Origin of the sequence: Moraxella nonliquefaciens (genome assembly GCF_001679005.1) — a bacterium.
Classification (GTDB): Bacteria; Pseudomonadota; Gammaproteobacteria; order Pseudomonadales; family Moraxellaceae; genus Moraxella; species Moraxella nonliquefaciens.
Genome location: NZ_LXTW01000014.1, coordinates 1 through 507, shown reverse-complemented (window position 1 = coordinate 507; position 507 = coordinate 1). Strand labels below are relative to the sequence as shown.

The 507-nt window shown below is 44.6% G+C and carries 1 protein-coding gene; it reads left to right on the top strand.

All coding sequences use genetic code 11. The features are described 5' to 3' along the window. Positions 1-507, top strand: a 507-nt coding sequence (locus tag A7456_RS11395) for a hypothetical protein (protein ID WP_158512493.1), incomplete at both ends; no start/stop codon positions are given.

The window sequence follows — 507 nt, the reverse complement described above, 5'->3', positions numbered from 1 at the left end:
AACCAAAACCAAGCCATCTTAGTCCAATCTTGGATCTACGATGCTTTTGACCGTGCCATTTTATCTACCCAGCCTGATGGGCAAAATAAAGTCAGCATAAGTTATGATGATAGCCTATGGCACACTTATCAAACCAATCAGCACTCAATAAGCCAAACAGCCAACCAAACCTACACCAACACCTTAACCAATAGCCTAGGACAAACCACACAGTATCATTACACCTACACGCCCCAAACAGGCTTTCGCCTAATCAAAGCAGTCGGAGCAGGGTGCTCTACTTGTGATGAGTCCACCATCAATCACAGCTTTGTCTATGATGATAAGGGTAGGGTAATCACACGCACCGCCCTAGACAGCACAAACACAGCCAAATCCATTCATACCACCCACATCAGCTATGATGACACCAGCAACATCAAAGAAGTGATTGATACACCAAACAATCCACCAACGGATAAGCCAAACAATACACCAAACCCAAACCCAAACACACCAAATCTTGTG